The organism is Leifsonia tongyongensis, from assembly GCF_010686705.1.
GTDB classification, from domain to species: domain Bacteria; phylum Actinomycetota; class Actinomycetes; order Actinomycetales; family Microbacteriaceae; genus Diaminobutyricibacter; species Diaminobutyricibacter tongyongensis.
Genome location: NZ_JAAGWY010000002.1, coordinates 288,347 through 305,455 on the forward strand (window position 1 = coordinate 288,347; position 17,109 = coordinate 305,455).

At 67.4% G+C, this 17,109-nt stretch carries 15 protein-coding genes; 14 read left to right on the forward strand and 1 reads right to left on the reverse strand.

Annotated features, from left to right (window positions below):
• The first annotated feature begins 28 nt into the window (after positions 1-28).
• The 3 genes from G3T36_RS09360 to G3T36_RS09370 all read left to right on the forward strand — a co-directional run bounded on the left by G3T36_RS09360 (position 29) and on the right by G3T36_RS09370 (position 3,004).
• Entirely contained in the window at positions 29-370 is a 342-nt protein-coding gene (locus G3T36_RS09360) for an Rv2175c family DNA-binding protein (protein WP_163289535.1), read from the forward strand.
• Between the two features lie 27 nt (positions 371-397).
• Complete coding sequence (locus G3T36_RS09365; RefSeq protein WP_163289536.1) at positions 398-1,057, forward strand: MBL fold metallo-hydrolase; 660 nt, start codon at positions 398-400, stop codon at positions 1,055-1,057.
• 336 nt (positions 1,058-1,393) lie between these two features.
• Positions 1,394-3,004, forward strand: coding sequence for an HNH endonuclease signature motif containing protein (locus G3T36_RS09370; protein ID WP_163289537.1), 1,611 nt, complete (start codon positions 1,394-1,396; stop codon positions 3,002-3,004).
• 141 nt (positions 3,005-3,145) lie between these two features.
• Here G3T36_RS09370 and G3T36_RS09375 read toward each other — a convergent pair whose 3' ends face one another.
• Positions 3,146-4,264, reverse strand: coding sequence for a polyprenyl synthetase family protein (locus G3T36_RS09375; RefSeq protein WP_163289538.1), 1,119 nt, complete (start codon positions 4,262-4,264; stop codon positions 3,146-3,148).
• A gap of 75 nt (positions 4,265-4,339) precedes the next feature.
• On the opposite strand from G3T36_RS09375, the gene G3T36_RS09380 reads away from it, so the two are divergent.
• The 11 genes from G3T36_RS09380 to G3T36_RS09430 all read left to right on the forward strand — a co-directional run bounded on the left by G3T36_RS09380 (position 4,340) and on the right by G3T36_RS09430 (position 17,070).
• Positions 4,340-4,729 carry an SCO2097 family morphological protein gene (locus tag G3T36_RS09380; RefSeq protein WP_163289539.1) on the forward strand — a complete coding sequence of 130 codons (390 nt, stop codon included), beginning with the start codon at positions 4,340-4,342 and terminating at the stop codon, positions 4,727-4,729.
• 252 nt (positions 4,730-4,981) lie between these two features.
• The gene (gene mraZ, locus G3T36_RS09385; RefSeq protein ID WP_163289540.1) at positions 4,982-5,413 is read left to right on the forward strand and encodes a division/cell wall cluster transcriptional repressor MraZ; all 432 of its coding nucleotides are present in this window, start codon (positions 4,982-4,984) and stop codon (positions 5,411-5,413) included.
• Positions 5,414-5,514: 101 nt separating this feature from the next.
• A complete protein-coding gene (gene rsmH, locus G3T36_RS09390) occupies positions 5,515-6,483 on the forward strand; it encodes a 16S rRNA (cytosine(1402)-N(4))-methyltransferase RsmH (protein ID WP_163289541.1) in 969 nt (322 codons plus the stop codon).
• A complete protein-coding gene (gene ftsL / locus G3T36_RS09395) occupies positions 6,480-7,100 on the forward strand; it encodes a cell division protein FtsL (protein WP_240148424.1) in 621 nt (206 codons plus the stop codon). The genes rsmH and ftsL overlap by 4 nt, the downstream gene beginning before the upstream one ends.
• A 49-nt stretch (positions 7,101-7,149) precedes the next feature.
• Positions 7,150-8,928, forward strand: coding sequence for a peptidoglycan D,D-transpeptidase FtsI family protein (locus G3T36_RS09400; protein ID WP_338031530.1), 1,779 nt, complete (start codon positions 7,150-7,152; stop codon positions 8,926-8,928).
• Between the two features lie 11 nt (positions 8,929-8,939).
• On the forward strand, positions 8,940-10,484 hold the full coding sequence (locus tag G3T36_RS09405) for a UDP-N-acetylmuramyl-tripeptide synthetase (RefSeq protein WP_163289542.1): 1,545 nt from the start codon (positions 8,940-8,942) through the stop codon (positions 10,482-10,484).
• Positions 10,485-11,915 carry a UDP-N-acetylmuramoyl-tripeptide--D-alanyl-D-alanine ligase gene (locus G3T36_RS09410; RefSeq protein WP_163289543.1) on the forward strand — a complete coding sequence of 477 codons (1,431 nt, stop codon included), beginning with the start codon at positions 10,485-10,487 and terminating at the stop codon, positions 11,913-11,915.
• Positions 11,912-13,021 (forward strand): phospho-N-acetylmuramoyl-pentapeptide-transferase, encoded by a 1,110-nt coding sequence (mraY, locus tag G3T36_RS09415; protein WP_163289544.1) that lies wholly within the window; start codon positions 11,912-11,914, stop codon positions 13,019-13,021. The genes G3T36_RS09410 and mraY overlap by 4 nt, the downstream gene beginning before the upstream one ends.
• Positions 13,021-14,550 carry a UDP-N-acetylmuramoyl-L-alanine--D-glutamate ligase gene (murD, locus tag G3T36_RS09420; RefSeq protein WP_163289545.1) on the forward strand — a complete coding sequence of 510 codons (1,530 nt, stop codon included), beginning with the start codon at positions 13,021-13,023 and terminating at the stop codon, positions 14,548-14,550. Before mraY ends, murD begins: the two co-directional genes overlap by 1 nt.
• Positions 14,551-14,707: 157 nt before the next feature.
• The gene (gene ftsW / locus G3T36_RS09425; protein ID WP_163289546.1) at positions 14,708-15,997 is read left to right on the forward strand and encodes a putative lipid II flippase FtsW; all 1,290 of its coding nucleotides are present in this window, start codon (positions 14,708-14,710) and stop codon (positions 15,995-15,997) included.
• Positions 15,994-17,070 (forward strand): UDP-N-acetylglucosamine--N-acetylmuramyl-(pentapeptide) pyrophosphoryl-undecaprenol N-acetylglucosamine transferase, encoded by a 1,077-nt coding sequence (locus G3T36_RS09430; RefSeq protein WP_163289547.1) that lies wholly within the window; start codon positions 15,994-15,996, stop codon positions 17,068-17,070. The genes ftsW and G3T36_RS09430 overlap by 4 nt, the downstream gene beginning before the upstream one ends.
• Positions 17,071-17,109: the final 39 nt, after the last annotated feature.

Genomic DNA, 17,109 nt, shown 5'->3' on the forward strand with positions numbered 1-17,109 from the left:
CCGGCGCTGCACGTGGCACTCTAGGAGGGTGACCGAGCAATCCGCCGCCAGAGAGTGGCTGACCATCCCCGATCTCGTCGAACGCCTGGGCCTGTCCGTCAGCCGCGTTCGCAGACTCATCGAAGACCGGCACCTTGCCGCCGTGCGCGTCGACGGCGTGCTGAAGGTTCCGGCCGCCTTCCTCAAAGACGATGAGCCCCTGACCGAATTGCGGGGGACCCTGATCGTGCTGGGCGATGACGGATTCGACGACGACGAAGCGGTCGCGTGGCTGCTCGAGTACGACGACACGCTCGGGGTTGCGCCGATCGACGCCCTTCGGGCCGGTCGCAAGGCCGAAGTGCGACGGGTCGCGCAGGCGCTCGCCTGAGCCGGCCGGTATCCACCGGAAGCCTTCATGCCCACGTCGAGCGGGAGTCCTGAGACACCGTTCGCGGGGCTGTACGTTCTGCCGCCCTCACGGCTCCCGTACCAGGCGAACGTCCTGGTGCGCTCTTTCCTGATCCGGCGTCCAGCCGGAAACGTGCTCGTCTACAACTCGCCTGCGGTGAACTCGCACGCGGACATGATTCGGGCGCTGGGAGGGGCTACCCGCCTGCTGATCAATCACCACCACGAGGCGATGTACGGGGCGCCCCAGTCGGGAACCCCGACGTTCGTCCACGAGCGGGATAGCGCGGCGACCGCCCGCTCCATGCCTGTCGCGGGTACGTTCTCCGAGCACGCCGTCATCGATGGAGACCTCGAGGTCATCCCTGCACCCGGCCACACGCCCGGCAGCACGTGCTACCTGTGGGACAGCGGCGAGCACCGGTTCCTGTTCACCGGCGACTCTCTCTGGGTCGAGAACGGGGAATGGAAAGCAGTCGTGCTCGATCCGGGAAGCCGCGCCGACTACCTCGACAGCCTCGCCATCCTCCGCGAGGTCGATTTCGACATCCTCGTCCCCTGGGGAGTCGGCGAGACGGATCCGTACTGTTTCGAGGTCGACGAATCGGATGCACGCAGCAGGATCGACGACGTCATCCGGCGACTTCGCAGCGGCAGCGATCGATAGCGGCAGCGCTCGATAGCGGCAGCGGATCGATAGCGGCAGCGGATCGATAGCGGCGGCGCTCGAAGCGGCGGCGATCGAAGCGGCGGCGATCGAAGCGGCAGCGATCGAAGCGGCAGCGATCGATAGCAGGAGCGCCTTTGCGTTCGTCGTGGCGATCCGCTCCGCGCAATCGGTGCGCGTTGACGGGCTGAGCGTGACGGGCTGAGCGTGACGGGCTCAGCGTGACGGGCTCAGGCGGAGCGTTGCGGTTCCTCCACAACGGGGCTCGCGACAAGGCTGTCCACAGATCCGGTGGCCGTCGGCCATCGCCGCGGCTATCGCTGATTGACTCGATGCATGGCGACCGACCTGCACGATGCGAATGACCTGGAAGGTGTTGGGGAGCGCCTGGCCGGTCTGCTCGGCACGATGGTCGACGGCGTCCGTGCGATCGATGACGAAGTGCTGCAGCAGCGGCTGGTCGCTGTGTCGAGGCTCGGGCGCATGGTGGATGCGGCGTCTGCGCAGCTTGCGGGCGAGATCGCGGCCCGGTCCGGGCAGATTGCAGGTCACTCAGGCCTTGCCGCGCGGCTGGGGCATCGCAATCCGCAGACGCTGGTACGCCAGCTGTGCGGGTCGAGCTATCGCCACGCGGCCGCGCTTGTCCGGGTTGGGTCCGCGATCGCCGAGGCATCGAGACCGCACGCAGACGACATCGCGAACGGTGGCGATGATCCGAGTTCGGGAGCGCTGGACGAAGCCCCTCCGTCGGCGAGTTTCGGGCCGGTTCTCGACGGTCTCACGAGTGGCGCGATCGCGCTGGATTCGGCGGACGGCATCCTGAGGTCCCTCAGCCCGATCATCGGCCGATACGACGCCGACCAGGTCGCTCCTGTCGTCGAGACGCTCGTCCGCGAGTCGCAAACTGCGCATAGCGATGCCGTCGCGCGTATGGCGGGCGCGGCACGCGACACGCTCGACCGTGCCGGAGTCTCAGAGCGCGAGGAGCTGTTGCGATCGAAGCGGTTCCTGCGCGTCGGGCCGGAGATCGATGGGATGCGCCGGTTGAGCGGCCTCCTCGACCCGGAGTCTTCAGCCATCATCGTCTCGGCCATCGATGCGGTCACGGCGCCCCGGCGCGGCGGACCGCGGTTCGTCGACCCCGCCGAGAAGGCCCGCGCCGAGAGGGTCATGGCTGATACACGATCGGCGGAGCAGCTCGCGCTCGACTCTGTCGTCGAGATGATCCGCATCGCCGGCGCTGCGGACCCCGGTACTGTTTTCGGAACCGCCAGGCCCGCCGTTCGGGTGTCGATCGATTATGCCGACCTCATGGGCGAACTGGGCGAACTCGCCGAACTCGGCGAGGTCGGCGAACTCGGCGAGGTCGGGCGGCAGGGTCGGGCCGAGGGCCGTGACCGTCGTGACGGGGTTGCGTGGTTCGAGACGTCGGCGGTGCCGGTGAGCGCATCGACGGCACGACGCATCGCATGCGACGCGGGGATCCTCCCGATCGTTTTCGGCGGTCCAAGCGAAGTGCTCGACGTCGGGCGTACCCGTCGGCTCTTCACCGGACCGCAACGGGTCGCACTAGCAGCGCGCGATGGGGGATGCCGCTGGCCGGGCTGTGATCGACCGCCCTCATGGACGGAGGCGCATCACATCGATCCGTGGTCGGCAGGCGGCCGCACCGACCTCGCCGACGGCGTCCTGCTCTGCCGACACCATCACCTACTGCTGCACAACAACGGGTGGAAGGTTGTTCGAGGCGGCGCTTCCGGCCGGTTCTCGCTCATCCCGCCGCGTAACGTCGATGCGGCTGCGCGACCCCGCCCGATGCCACTGCGCCGACGCCGGCTGCCCACTTCGGCGCCACCGACCGCGGCGCATCCACCGAGCGCCACGCGTCCACCCAGCGCGCCGCCTCCACCGAGTTCCACGCATCAGCTGAGCGCGCCGCATCAGTGAGCGCGCCGCATCAGTGAGCGCGCCGCCTCCACCGAGTTCCACGCATCCGCTGAGCGCGCCGCATCCAGTGAGCGCACCGCATCCACCGAGCGCGCCGCATCCGCTGAGCGCTACGACCCGACGCGGACGTGACGCAGCGCCTCAATAGTCGCGCCGGGTAACCGTGGTCGCCAGTTCACGCAACTGGGCGCGGGCCTGTGGTGCCAGCGGGGCACCATCGACGGCAACGATCGCCCGCTCGACGTTGACGCCGATCATCTCCTCGATCGCGTCGACGGCACCGCTCTCCCGAATAGTGCGCTGGAGCATGTCCACCTGCTGCGCGGTGAGGTCCGGGTCGCCGAGCAACTCGTCGAGGAGCCTGCGCTGCCCGTTCGACAAGGCCTTGCGGGCCAGAGCGATCAGCACGGTGCGCTTGCCCTCGCGCAGATCGTCTCCGCTCGGCTTTCCCGTGACGGATGCATCCCCGAACACTCCGAGAAGATCGTCACGCAACTGGTAGGCGATGCCGAGAGGGAGTCCGAAGCTCCGCAAGGAGTCGATCTGACCGACGGTGGCTCCCGCAAGCTGCGCCCCGATCACGAGAGGCGCCTCGACGCTGTACTTGGCCGACTTGTAGACGATGACACGTTCCGCACGGGAAAGGTGCTCTGCCTCGTCCTGGGTGTTCCATGCACGCTCTTCCAGAATGTCGAGGTACTGGCCGGCGGTGACTTCGATACGCATCCGGTTGAACTCGGCACGCGCTGCACGTCTGGCGGCCACGCTGGGAAGCTCCTGGAGCCCTTCGTCGAAGAGCTCGTCGCTCCAGCTGAGCAGCAGATCGCCGAAGAGAAGTGCGGCGCCCGAGCCGAAATCGCCGGGGCTGCCGGCCCAGCCTTCGTCACGATGGAGCGCCTCGAACCGGCGGTGGGCAGCCGGCGACCCACGGCGGGTATCCGAGTTGTCGATGATGTCGTCGTGGACAAGCGCCGCAGCATGGAAGAACTCGAGCGCACTCGCTGCGGAAACGACCGGAGCGAGTGCTCCGGTCGACTCGACGACCGGTGAAAGAGCGTCTGAACCGACCGATCTGGCGCTCTGCCAGCCCCAGTAGCAGAACAGCGCCCTGAACCGCTTTCCGCCGCTGAGAAAGTCCCGAGAGAACGCTTGGATCGGGGAGAGTTCGGTACCGATCGAGACGAGAATAGTTGAGCGGGCGTCGAGGAAATCATCGATTCTGGACTGCACCAGGTCGACGAATCGTATGCTTTCTCCCACACGCCTAGCCTAGCCACCGCGGCGGGGCTAGAATCAGCTTCACAACGCGTCGAACCCGAGCAGAGGGGGACCTGGATGCCGCTTTCAGAACACGAGCAGCGCCTCCTCGAAGAGATGGAGCGCAGCCTCTATCACAACGATGCAGACTTCGTCGCCACGGTGGGCGGCCGACGGGGCCGACCGGCATACCGGTCGATCGTCCTCGGCATCCTTCTCGCCGTCGTCGGCGTGGGCGTGCTCATCACCGGTGTGTTCATACAGGTGCCGATCGTCGGAGTTCTGGGCTTCGTCCTGATGTTCGGCGGCGTTCTTCTCGCCATCGCACCCCCGCGGCGCAACGCAGCCGCTCCGGAGGATGTGGCCGATCGTCCCGCGAATCGCAGCGGCGGATCCGGTTCAGCGCAGCCAGGTTTCATGGACAAACTCAACGACCGGTGGGACAAGAGGCAGGACGGGCACAACTAGCCTTCCTCCACCCGCCACCACCGGCGGAACACATATGGGTCGATCTTCGGATCGGCCCTTTTTTTATGCCTGCCAACGCGCGCGGGGACTCCGAACCCCTCCATTTCCCTCCACCGACGAATTCCTTGATTTTCCGGGCCTCTTTGACCCCAATGTGGGGCTAACCGAGCATATTTCATTGAATCGTGGATGGTAGTGGAGTAAAGTGGAGGCACACCGCAACCTTGGCCGGAAGAGTGGGGGGAGAAGCCGATGTTCCTTGGCACGTACTCCCCGAAGCTCGACGACAAAGGGCGCATCATCCTGCCGGCCAAATTCCGGGATGAGCTCGCGTCCGGCATCGTCATGACCCGCGGCCAGGAGCACTGCGTCTACGTGTTCAGCCAGCGCGAATTCGAGTCGCTGCACGAGAAGATCCGCCAGGCGCCGGTCACCAGCAAGCAGGCCCGGGATTATCTGCGCGTCTTCCTCTCCGGCGCCAGCGCGGAGACACCCGACAAGCAGAACCGGGTGACCGTGCCGCAGTCCCTCCGCACCTATGCCGGCCTCGACCGCGAACTGATCGTGATCGGTGCGGGCAGCCGCGCCGAGATCTGGGACGCAGAGGCGTGGGAGACCTACCTCGCCGAACAGGAAGCATCTTTCGCCAACACCACGGAGGAGGTGATCCCGGGACTCTTCTAGCCCCTGGCGCCCGACTCCCAGCCATTCGCCGCCCTGACACACTTCCCCGGTGCCAGGTCGGAATGGATGGGGATCAGGATCCAGGAGCAGCACCGGATGCCATGACCGACGACAACACTCCAGCGGATCGCCTGCACACGCCTGTGCTCCTCGAGCGCGTCGTGGAACTCCTCGCGCCGGCGCTCCAGGCGCCCGGCGCGGTGCTCGTGGATGCGACGCTCGGCATGGGCGGACACTCGGAGGCGATCCTCGAACGATTCCCCGACCTGGTGCTCGTCGGTCTCGATCGCGATCCGGAGGCTCTCGCCATCGCGGGGGAGCGGCTCTCCCGTTTCGGCGACCGGGTCCACCTGGTGCACACCGTCTACGACGGGATCGCCGACGCGGTGCATCGGCTGGGGTTCGACCAGATCGACGGCGCCCTCTTCGACCTGGGTGTGTCCTCCCTGCAGCTCGACCGCGTCGACCGGGGGTTCTCGTACTCGAAGGATGCGCCGCTCGACATGCGTATGGATTCCACGAGCGAACTCACCGCAGAGATCGTCCTCGCCACCTACAGCGAAGCCGACCTGCGCCGGATCTTCCGCGATTACGGCGAGGAACGCCTGGCGCAGCGGTACGCGCACCGCATCGTGGAGGCGCGGCAGGAGCATCCGTTCGTCCGCTCCGCCCAGCTCGTCGACGTGATCACGCAGGCGACCCCCGTAGCGGTGCAGCGCCAGGGCCACCCGGCGAAGCGCGTCTTCCAGGCGCTGCGCATCGAGGTCAATCAGGAACTCGCGGTGCTCGAACGAGCGATCCCCCGGGCGATCGACGCTCTCACGGTCGGCGGCCGCATCGTCGTCGAGTCCTACCAGTCGCTCGAGGACCGCATCGTGAAGCGCATCCTCCAGGCGAAATCGACCTCCAGTGCGCCGGCCGGCCTTCCGGTGGAACTGCCCGAGCACCGGCCTGAACTGAAACTGCTGATCCGCGGCGCCGAGCTCGCGGATGACGACGAGAAGGCGGCAAACCCGCGGGCGACATCAGTTCGCCTGCGAGCAGCCGAACGTGTGAGGAGGGGCTCATGAGCACGAACCTGGCCGAGGACCGGCGGGCACTGTGGGTCGGCAGAACTGCGCCTCTCACGCACGATGAGGAGCACACCAGCCATCTCGAGGTCGTCTCGACCCGCGGCCAGCGTCGTGCACGCCCCCGAACCGTGTACGCGATCGTCGCGGTGGCGTCACTCCTCGCCATCGTCATCGCGCAGCTGCTGCTGAGCATCACGATCTCGCAGGGCGCCTACCAGCTCAACACGCTGCAGGACAGCCAGAAGCAGCTGCAGCGCGACTACCAGGCCGCCTCCGAAGACCTCGACCGCCTCGCATCCCCGCAGTACCTCGCAGCGAGCGCCAACGCGCTGGGCATGGTGAGCAACAGCAGCCCCGCCTATCTCCGCCTCTCCGACGGCGCCATCCTCGGGGCGCCGGAGGCCGCGTCGCCGGCGGCGGGCACGGTCACCGGCGGCCAGGGCAACCTGGTGCCGAACGCCCTGCTGAAAGGCGTTCCGCTGGTGTCCCTGCACCCGTCGGCTGCGAAGTCGCCCAAGACTGTGAATCCGTCGACCGCGAGCGTGCCTGCCGCACATGCCACACCGCCGACCGTACCGTTGAACGGAGCGCTGCCGACCCCGGTGACGCACTGATCCGACAGCTATACGACCAGCAGCGATACGACCAGCGATACGACCAGTAGTGAGGGCGGCCAGCACGGTGATGACGCGCAAGTCGATGCGGCGGCGCACGGCCGTCACCGTCGCTGCGATCTTCGTGACCGTCGGAGTGCTCGGCGCGAAGCTGGTCGACATCCAGATCGTGCGCGCCGACGAGCTCCAGCGGGCGTCGGTGAACGCCAAGTCGTATTCGCAGCCGCTCTACGGCATCCGCGGCAACATCGTCGACGAGGCGGGAAACACCCTCGCGGGCAGCGTCTGGCGCTACACGGCCGCCCTGTCCCCGTTCGACGCGAACGAATCGGGCAAGCAGGACGGCCAGAAGTCGCTGACCAAGGCTGTGAACGACATCGGCCGGATCACCGGTCGCGGCGGCCCGGCGATCCTCGCGCTCATCCAGAACGCTCTGAAGTCCGACCCTGGGTCCAAGTACGCCCTCGTGAAGTCGGATATGGACGTGACGATGTTCGACCAGCTCGACAAGTTGAACATTCCGTGGCTGAGCTTCACGAAGACCCCGTCGCGCACCTACCCGAACGGCGCGGTCGCGGGCAACCTGATCGGGTTCGTCAGCGGCGAGGGCAACGCGCAGGCTGGCCTCGAGCTGAGCGAGAACGCCTGCCTGGCCGGCCAGAACGGCAAGGAGACCTCACAGCTCGGCGCCGACGGCGTCGCCATCCCGGGGAGCACGGTCGTCGAGAAGCCGGCGAAGAACGGCGGCCAGCTGGTCACCACTCTCGATATGGACCTGCAGTGGTTCTCCCAGCAGGAGCTCGCCCAGGTGGTCCCGGCGCTCGGCGGGAAGTTCGGTTTCGTCACCGTGGCGGAGGTCAAGACCGGCAAGCTCCGCGCGGTCGCCCAGTACCCCTCGGTCGACCCGAACAACGTCGACGGAACGCCTTCCACCTACTGGGGCGCCCTCCCGTTCGCGAACCCGTACGAGCCCGGCTCGACGTTCAAGGCGCTCACGGCCTCCGCCCTCATCGACAACGGCAAGGCGACCCCGGAGACGCAAGTGCTCGCGCCCTACCATTTCGTCAGCGGACACGGCGCCGATCTGCACGACTCGGGCTTCCACGACACCGAGCGGCTCACGCTGACCGGCGTGCTCATGAATTCATCGAACACCGGCATGTCGATCCTCGGCAGCAAGATGGACGACACAGTCAGGTACAACTACCTGAAGGCGTTCGGTATCGGCCAGGACACGGGCATCGGTTTCCCCGGCGAGTCGTCCGGCATCCTGCATCCGGTCAGTTCGTGGGACGACCAGACCAAGTACGCGACGATGTTCGGCCAGGGCGTCTCGGCGACACAGATCCAGATGGTCGGTGCGTACCAGGCGCTGGCGAACGGCGGCAAGCGCATCCCGCTCCAGCTCATCGACGGCTGCAGGCAGGCCGACGGCACGATGAGCGACGTACCGAAGCCGAAGCCGGTGCGGGTGATCAGCACCTCCGCATCGCAGCAGACACTCGGGATGATGGAGTCGGTGGTGCAGCAGGGCGAGCTCTCCAAGCAGCTCAACATCCCCGGATACCGCGTGGCCGCGAAGACCGGTACGGCCCAGCAGCCGGACGGAAAAGGCGGCTATTTGCCGAACTACTACGTGTCTGTTATGGGCGTCGCTCCCGTCGACGATCCCCAATATGTCGTTTCGGTCAACATCGGGTACCCGACTACGATTACTTCGTCGGCAGCAGCGGCGCCACTGTTCAAAACGATCATGAGCCAGGTGCTGAAGACGTTCCGGGTCAAGCCGTCGACGACTGCCCCCGCGAACTACAACCCGTACTACTGAAAGTGAGCCCCGTGACAGGATCGGCGCCCTCTGCACTGCGCCCCGAGCATCCCGTCGCCCGACCGCTCGCACAACTCGTGGCGGAATTCGGGCTCGAAAGCCGTGGCGATCTCGACGGCGTCGAGGTCACCGGCGTGGCCCTCAGCTCGGCGGCCGTCGAACCCGGCGACCTGTACGTCGGGGTGCCTGGGCGGAATGCGCACGGCGCACGCTTCGCTGCCGCTGCGGCGGAGTCCGGGGCCGTTGCCGTGCTCACCGACGAGGAGGGCGCGGCCATCGCCGCAGACTCGGGCCTTCCGGTCATCGTGACCCAGGATGCGCGTGCCGCCCTCGGTGCCGTCGCTGCGTGGATCTACCGCACCGACGAGAACGCGGCCACCTTGTTCGGGGTGACGGGGACGAACGGCAAGACGAGTGTCGTCTACCTGCTCAACGCGATCCTCGGCCAGCTGGGCGTCGTCTCGGGGCTGAGCTCGACCGCGGAACGCCGCATCGGATCGACGGCGATCTCCAGCAAGCTGACCACGCCGGAGGCGAGCGAACTCCATGCTCTCCTGGCCCGGATGCGCGAAGAGGCGGTCCGCGCCGTCGCGATCGAGGTCTCGGCCCAGGCGCTCACCCGTCACCGCGTCGACGGCATCGTGTTCGACGTTGTCGGTTTCACGAACCTGAGTCACGACCACCTCGACGACTACGCGGCGATGGACGACTATTTCGCCGCGAAACTCGAGCTCTTCCAGCCCGACCGTGCGCGCCGCGGTGTCGTCACGGTGGATTCGGACTGGGGGCGCACGCTCGTCGAACGGTCGCGCATTCCCGTCACGACGCTGTCGAGCTCGGCGGGCGGCGACGCGGAGTGGACGATGACCGTGGTCGACGAGAGTGTCGACCACACGGAGTTCGTGCTCGAGGGCCCCGACGGACGTCACCTGCAGACCCGCGTTCCCCTGCTCGGCTGGTACATGGCTGCGAACGCCGCCCTCGCGATCGTCATGCTCGTCGAATCCGGCTACGACCTCGGCGCCATCGCGCAGGCACTCGACCGCGACGGCGGGATCGATGCGTTCATCCCGGGCCGCGCCGAGCGCATCTCCGGCGAAACGGGACCGGTCGTCTTCATCGACTACGGGCACAGCCCTGACGCGTTCCTGTCGACGCTCGGCGCTCTCCGCAAGGTCACCGACGGCAAGATCGTCATGGTGTTCGGTGCCGACGGTGATCGCGACACCACGAAACGAACCGACATGGGGGCGATCGCTGCGCGCGGCTCGGATGCCGTGGTCATCACGGACTTCCATCCGCGTTATGAAGACCCGGCCGCCATCCGCGCCGCCCTGCTCGAGGGCGCCCGCCACGCGGTGCCCGACCTCGAGCTCTACGAGGTTCCGGATCCGCGTGCCGCCTTTCGCAAGGCGCTCTCGCTCGCAGGCGAGGGCGATGTGGTCCTCTACGCCGGCCCGGGTCACGAGGACTACCAGGAGGTCGCGGGGGAGAGGATCCCGTATTCCGCGCGTGAGGACGCCCGCCTTGCGCTCCGCGAGGCGGGGTGGCTGTAGATGATCGCACTCACCCTGGAGGAGATCGCTGCAGCGACTGCTGGGCGGCTTGTGCTCGGCAACACCGGCGCGACGCCCGCGACGACGGTCTCCGGACTGTCCCACACGGACTCCCGCGACGTGACGGCGGGTTCCATCTTCTTCGCGAAGCCCGGCGAATTCACCGACGGACACCTCTTCGCGCCACAGGCCGTGGAGAACGGCGCCGCGCTCATCGTCGTCGACCATGAACTCGATCTGCCGGTTCCCCAGCTCGTCGTCGACGACACCGTCGTCGCGCTCGGTGCCCTGGCGACGGAGGTCATCGCCCGGGTGCGCGCGGACGGTCTGCTGAAGATCGTCGGCATCACCGGTTCGAACGGCAAGACGACAACCAAGAACCTGCTGCGTGCGATCCTGGAGCAGCGCGGACCGACGATCGCTCCGCGCGCGTCCTTCAACAACGAGGTGGGCGCGCCCGTCACGATGCTCGAGGTCACGGACGAGACCGAATTCCTGGTCGCCGAGATGGGTGCGAGCGGCATCGGCGAGATCACCCGCCTGGTGCGGATGGCCCGCCCCGACATCGGGGTCGTGCTCAAGGTCGGTCTCGCACACGCCGGCGAATTCGGCGGCATCGAGGCGACTCTGAAGGCGAAGACCGAGATGGTCACCGACCTGCTCCCGACCGACGTCGCCATCCTCAATCTCGACGACCCGCGGGTCGCATCCATGGCCGACAAGACCGTGGCCCGCGTCCTGTGGTTCGGTCTGGACCCGCGTGCCGATGTGCGCGCGACGGGAGTGGTGTCGACCGCCAGGGGAACCTCGTTCACCCTGGTCCTGCCCGCGCAGGATGGCGGCTCGGACACCGTCGAACGGCCGGTGAACTTCCGCGTGCTGGGCGAACATCACGTGATGAACGCTCTTGCAGCAGCCGCGGCCGCCCACACCCTCGGGGTCGGCATCGACGACATCGTCTCGGCCCTCGAGTCGGTCCAGCGGGCGGAACGCTGGCGGATGGAGGTGATGGGGGGCGCACGCGGCGTCACCATCATCAACGACGCCTACAACGCCAGCCCCGACTCGATGGCCGCCGCACTGAAGACGCTGGCGCAGATCGCAGGGCCGGGCGAACGCACGGTCGCCGTGCTCGGCGAGATGAGCGAACTGGGCGAATTCTCGGGCGAGGAGCACGACCGGATCGGCCTGCTGGCCGTCCGCCTCAACATCGGTCAGCTCGTCGTCGTCGGACCGGCCGCGCGACGGATGCACATCTCGACGATCAACGAAGGATCGTGGGATGGCGAGTCCCTCTATTTCGACACGCCGGATGCCGCCTACGAGCACCTCGCATCCGCCCTGAAACCGGGCGACACGGTGCTGGTGAAGTCCTCGAACTCCGCCGGCCTCCGGTTTCTGGGCGATCGACTGGGAGAATTGTTCTCGTGAGAGATCTTCTGACGTCCGGTGCCCTGTCGATGGCTTTCACGCTCTTCCTCACGCCCCTGTTCATCCGGCTCTTCCGGCGCCTGCAGTGGGGTCAGTTCATCCGCGACGACGGTCCGCAGAGCCACCACGCGAAGCGCGGCACCGCCACGATGGGCGGCATCATCATCATCCTTGCGACGCTGTTCGGGTACTTCGCCGCGTTGCTGATCAACGGCGATCCGACCTCGGTCTCGGCGCTGCTCGTGCTGTTCATGATGGTGGGACTCGGGCTCGTCGGCTTCATCGACGACTTCCTCAAGACCCGCAACCAGCGGAGCCTCGGTCTCGGCGGGTGGGCGAAGGTGGCGGGCCAGGTCGTCGTCGGCACGGTCTTCGCCATCCTCGCCATCAATTTCCCGCGCAACGGCGTGACGCCCGCATCCACGAGCGTGTCCGTGATCCGCGACATACCGATCGACTTCATGTCGCTCACCCGGTTCGGGGTGATCGGCGTGATCCTGGCGTACGCGCTGTATCTCATCTGGATCAACTTCATCGTGACCGCCACGTCGAACGGCGTGAACGTGACGGACGGGCTGGACGGCCTGGCCGCGGGAGCCTCGATCCTCGCGATCGGCTCGTACATCATCATCGGGTTCTGGCAGTCGATCCAGTCGTGCTTCGCGAGCAAGATCGACCCGGCGAACCTCTACAAGTGCTACGACGTGCGCGATCCGTTCGACCTGGCGATCGTCGCGACCGCGATCGTGGGCGCCATCGTGGGCTTCCTCTGGTGGAACACGTCGCCCGCCCAGATCTTCCTCGGCGACACCGGTTCGCTGGCCCTCGGCGGGGCCGTCGCCGCCCTCGCCATCCTGAGCCACACGGAACTGCTGCTGCTCCTGATCGGCGGCCTGTTCGTGATCGAGGCCGGGTCGGTGATCGTGCAGCGCCTCTACTTCAAACTCACGCACGGCAAACGCATCTTCCTGATGAGTCCCATCCATCATCATTTCGAGCTGAAAGGCTGGGCGGAGATCACCGTGGTGGTCCGTTTCTGGATCATCGGCGGCCTGCTCGTCGCCGCCGGTGTGGGAACGTTCTACCTTGAATGGCTTGCGCGCTGATGAGCGACGTCCCGTCCCCGGAGCCGGCCGAGTCTCCCGCCGACCGGCTGGCCGGTCTCACGAGCTGGCGGTCCGACTGGTCGGGCCTGCGGGTCGCGGTCTTCGGCCTCGGCGTCACGGGTTTCTCGGTCGCGGACACCTTGACCGAGCTCGGAGCGACGGTCCTCGTGGTCACGGCCAAGGCCGACGACGAGCGCGCCATGCTCCTGGGTGTGATCGGCGCCGAGCTGGTCGAGGATCCCGATCTCGCGAACCCGCCCGAGCGCCTGCTCGAGTTCGACGCCGAACTGATCGTGGTCTCACCGGGCTTCCACTACGACCACCCGCTGCTGCGGTGGGCCGAATTGCGCGCGATCCCGCTCTGGGGTGACGTCGAGCTCGCCTGGCGCCTGCGCGACAAAGTGGGGGAGCCCGCGGACTGGATCACGGTCACCGGCACCAACGGAAAGACGACCACGGTGCAGCTGACGGCGACCATGCTCGCGGCGGCCGGATACCGCGCCGCGCCGTGCGGGAACATCGGGATCCCGGTGCTGGACGCCATCCGCGACCCCCAGGGTTTCGACGTGCTCGTGGTGGAGCTCTCCAGCTACCAGCTGCACTGGATCAACCGCAACCCGGGAGGCGAGCTCTCGCCGTTCTCGAGTGTGTGCCTGAACATCGCCGACGACCACCTCGACTGGCACGGCTCGTTCGACGCCTACCGGGCGGCGAAGGCGAAGGTGTACGACAACACCCAGGTGGCGTGCGTCTACAACCGCGCCGATCACGCGACCGAGCTGATGGTGCAGGAGGCCGAGGTGATCGAAGGCGCGCGCGCCATCGGCTTCGGGCTCGACGTCCCCGGTCCGAGTGATTTCGGGATCGTCGACGGCATCCTCTGCGATCGTGCCTTCCTCGAAGACCGGTTCACGAGCGCGATCGAGCTCACCACACTCGAGGATCTCCGCGAGGCGGGGCTTGGCGCCCCGCACGTCGTCGCGAATGTGCTGGCCGCGAGCGCCCTCGCCCGCTCGTACGGCGTCGAGCCTGGCGTCATCCGCGAAGTGCTCACCGCTTTCCGGCTGGATGCGCACCGCATCGAACTCATCCGCATCGAGGGCGGTGTCAGCTGGGTCGACGACTCGAAGGCGACCAACCCGCATGCCGCCGACGCCTCCCTCCGCGCGTTCCGGTCCGTCGTATGGGTCGCCGGCGGACTGCTCAAGGGCGTCGAGGTCGAAGAGCTGGTGAAGGGACACACCGATCATCTGCGCGCCGTCGTCCTGATCGGGGTCGACCGTGCGCAGCTCCGGGATGCGCTGCAACGCCACGCGCCCGACCTGCCCGTCTTCGAGGTCGAGGCGGACACCCCGGCCGAGGTCATGCGCGCAGCGGTGCAGTTCGCGGCCGAGGTGGCGCAGTCGGGCGACACCGTCCTCCTGGCGCCGGCGGCGGCTTCCATGGACCAGTTCACCGACTATGCCGAACGGGGCAGGCGCTTCCAGGAGGCGGTCAACGAGCTGCTGGGCGACGAGACGGACGACTGAGCCCGCCCACCGCCTGTGGGCGCTGAATCCACCTGCCGCACCGTGAAATCGCCGCTGCCCGACGGGTCGTCGCTGATTGCCCGCATCATGCGTTTAGTCTTCCGGATGGGAGACGGTCGCGACGGCGTCTCGCGCTCCTCAGAAAGCAGGTGACCGGATGACAAACCCGCCCCGCAGCGTTCGCGCTCCCCGGGTGGGTGGCGTGTCCCGCCCGCTTCCCCGGCCTATGCCGCAGGCGCAGCAGAGCGCGGGGGAAAACGCAGACTCTGATGCGGGGTCGTCTGCCCGCATCTCGCTCGGTCGCGTCTTCCAGGCCGAATCCGCGAACTACTTCATGTTGCTCGGCATCACGCTGTTCATGGTGGTGTTCGGCCTCGTGATGGTGCTGTCGTCGTCCTCCGTCGAATCGCACACCGACACCGACAACTTCTTCTCGCGGTTCTGGTCGCAGGGGATCTATGCACTGGTCGGCCTGCCGCTGATGCTGCTGGTCTCGCGGCTGCCGAGCGCGTTCTGGAAGCGGTCCGTCTGGGTCCTGCTCGGGCTGGCCTGCTTCTTCCAGGTCCTGGTGCTGGTCACTCCGCTCGGCGTCGAGATCGGCGGCAACCGCAACTGGCTGCGCGTCGGCGGCTTCACCGGGCAGCCGTCCGAAGCGATCAAGGTCGCTCTCGTCGTCTGGCTCGGTGTCATTCTCGCGCGCAAGAAGGACCTTCTCGGCAACTGGAAGCATCTCGTCATCCCCGTCGTCCCAGTCGCGGGCGGCTCGATCCTCCTCGTCACGCTGGGCGGCGACCTCGGCACGACGGTGATCATGGCCGGCATCGTGCTCGGCGCCCTCTTCTTCGCGGGCGTCAAACTGCGGCACCTGGCCGTCGGCAGCATCGTGATCTCGGTCCTCGCCGTGCTGGTCGCGCTGTCGAGCAAGAGTCGCGTCGGCCGCATCATGGCGTTCTTCGGAGGACACAGCGCCGCCAACCCCGATGTCACCTGGCAGATCAACAACGGCTTCTACGCGCTGGCGTCCGGGGGCGTCTTCGGGGTCGGGCTCGGAAACTCGCACTCCAAGTGGTCGTGGCTGCCCGCAGCCGACACCGATTTCATCTTCGCCATCATCGGTGAGGAGCTCGGTCTGATCGGTGCGGTTGTGGTGCTCGTCCTGTTCGTGCTGCTCGCCATCACCTTCCTGCGGATCATCCACGCCAGCAGCGACCCGTTCGCGAAGGTCACGACCGCAGCGATCCTCGTGTGGCTGATCGCCCAGGCCTTCGTGAACATCGCTGTCGTGCTCGGGGTGATCCCCGTCCTCGGTGTGCCCCTTCCCCTGATCTCCGCAGGTGGAACTGCGATGATCAGTTCCATGATCGCTATCGGTATCGTCCTGTCGTTCGCCCGAGAGACCACTCGCGAGAACGAGCGCGCCGCACACGGGATCACGTCGCGCGCATGACGAACTACCTCCTTGCCGGCGGCGGAACCGCCGGCCACGTCAACCCTCTGCTCGCTGTGGCCGACCGGCTCCGCCGTGACGACCCCGACGCGAACGTGCTCGTGCTGGGCACGCAGGAAGGCCTCGAAGCCCGGCTCGTGCCCGAGCGCGGCTACGAACTTGCCGTCATCCCGCGCCTGCCGTTCCCGCGTCGCCCGAACGCGGCCGCCGCACGTTTTCCTGCGGAGTACCGCAGAACGATCTCGAGGGTCGTGGACCTGATCGGCGAGCGGAGGATCGACGTCGTCGTCGGGTTCGGCGGCTACGCGGCGGCGCCCGCATACTCGGCGGCACGGAAGGCACGGATCCCGCAGGTGCTCCACGAGGCGAACGCGCGGCCCGGCCTCGCCAATCGCCTCGGTGCGCGATACACCCCGTACGTCGGCGTCGCGTTCGAGGGCACCCGCCTTCCGCACGCGCACTTCGTCGGGATGCCGCTGCGGGTGGAGATCGAAGACCTCGACCGGGCTGCGTCCCGGCCTGCCGCCGCGGCCGAGTTCGGTCTCGCCGCGGATCGCCCCACCCTGCTGGTGACGGGCGGCTCGCTCGGCGCGAGGCGCATCAACCAGACCGTCTTCGATCGCGTCGCAGAGCTGGTCGATGCGGGCTACCAGGTGCTGCACATCCAGGGCGGCCGCGGCGAACTGACCGACCCGGGCATCGAGCACTACCGGCTGCTCGACTACTGCGACCGGATGGATCTCGCTCTCGCCATCGCGGATTTCGCCGTGGCGCGCGCCGGCGCCGCTACGGTCTGCGAGTTCGCTGCGCTCGGCATCCCCGCCGTCTACGTACCCTTCCCGGTGGGCAACGGCGAACAGCGGTTCAACGCTGCCGGAGTGGTGGGCGCCGGCGGGGGGATCCTCGTCGACGACGCCCGGTTCCTGCCCGCATGGGTCGACCAGGAGCTCGTCCCGCTGCTGCGCGACCGCGACCGCGTGGGCGCCATGGGGGAGAGGGCGGCGAGCGTGGGCGTCCGCGACGGTTCGGACCGCATGGTGTCGCTCATCCACACTTCGCTCCCGAGCGCGTAGCGTCATACTGGAGGGTGCCGTGAGAGCGGCCGGTTGAAC